Below are 1319 nucleotides of genomic sequence, written 5' to 3'. Positions count from 1 at the left end.
GAGATTGCTAGTGGTATTACAAAATCTCGACAAGCGTTAAATGCATGGGAGAGCAGAGCAGTAACAAACGAACTCAAGGCTTTTCCTGGCCCTAGGGACACACATTATGTTGTTGTTCAGTTAGAAAATGATCTAAAGATAGTAGAGAATTCGGTAGCCATGGCAAGCAAATATCCTAGAAAATCCACGCTGATTCAAATGGATAAAAAAGGTGGTTACCGGATTGTGCATGGACCTAAATTACACAAAATAAAAGCAGATAATATTAAAATATTATTTATTGGACATGGTGACAACTGGTTAAAAACTACAGGAGGTAGAACAGCCAATGGCATTGTTGATCATGTTGTTGCATTAAGAGGTGTTTTACCCGCTCAATCGAGCATTGATACAGTTGCTATAAAAGGGTGTAAGCCAGGCAATGATTTTAGTAAAGATGTCGCAATGGGATTGAAAGCAAGGAACATTGAAACTAAGGTCAGCTCTAGATTGGGTATATCAAGATCACAACCAGGTGGCAGAATGATGGTTAACGATCGCTATCATCTTGACGAAGGAAAAGTTGTCTGGGGCTACAAAGATGGCGAATTAACCCAGTTTGACCCTTACACAGACGACAATTATCATCTTGTTGTTTCTGTGGGTGAAGATGGTTCGCTACAACTAAATAGATCAATAGAAGGCTTGGAAGGTGAGTTAAAAATTCGTGTTATGGCAAGTGATTTTGATACTACTTTGGCAGTACTGAAAGAACTAGAAAATCAACTGCCTGATGACACTTCAATGGCACAAATAAATATAAAAATGGGTGATGGTAGTGCAGACTGGTATGCCACACATGGTGCATTTGGTTACTCAATTCTTGTGACTAATTTAAGTAATAGACTCAATGCAAATGTGTTGGCATACAGTCCTTCATCAGGTCCGAATAGAGGCTCATATGCTTCTCGTTATGTACATGGTGTAACAAGAGTAGAGGGACTAGAAACGAATGGGCTGGCCTATGGTTTGGTATTTTACGATGCAAACACCTCAAGCTATGTTACTTTTTCCTACCAAAAAGACCAACCTTCTCTTATATACAATTTCGCAAAAAGACCCAATACCGACAAGGTGATTATAGCCATAATAGAATCAGACAGTTACTCTAAGCAAGAACTGTTGGAAAAATTTAAATGTGCAATAAATCTGATGGATGGAGCTGCCTTTGAAATAGAAATCGTAACAAAAAACGATAAAATAAGTGTCGATGATTACAAGGCTATGGTGAGTTTTTTATCTAGAGAACTGCATGTTAGAGTTGAGGCGTATAACACCTG

General features: G+C 38.4%; 1 protein-coding gene. It reads left to right on the top strand.

Translation table 11 applies throughout. The annotated features are described in order from the left end of the window. Window positions 1-1319 (top strand): C80 family cysteine peptidase (locus BAZSYMA_RS08105; protein ID WP_195910165.1); only part of this gene is annotated, 1319 nt, incomplete at both ends.

The organism is Bathymodiolus azoricus thioautotrophic gill symbiont (genome assembly GCF_001298715.1).
Classification (GTDB): domain Bacteria; phylum Pseudomonadota; class Gammaproteobacteria; order PS1; family Pseudothioglobaceae; genus Thiodubiliella.
The sequence above is the reverse complement of the archived record's forward strand: the minus strand, read 5'-3'. Positions and strand labels throughout refer to the sequence as shown.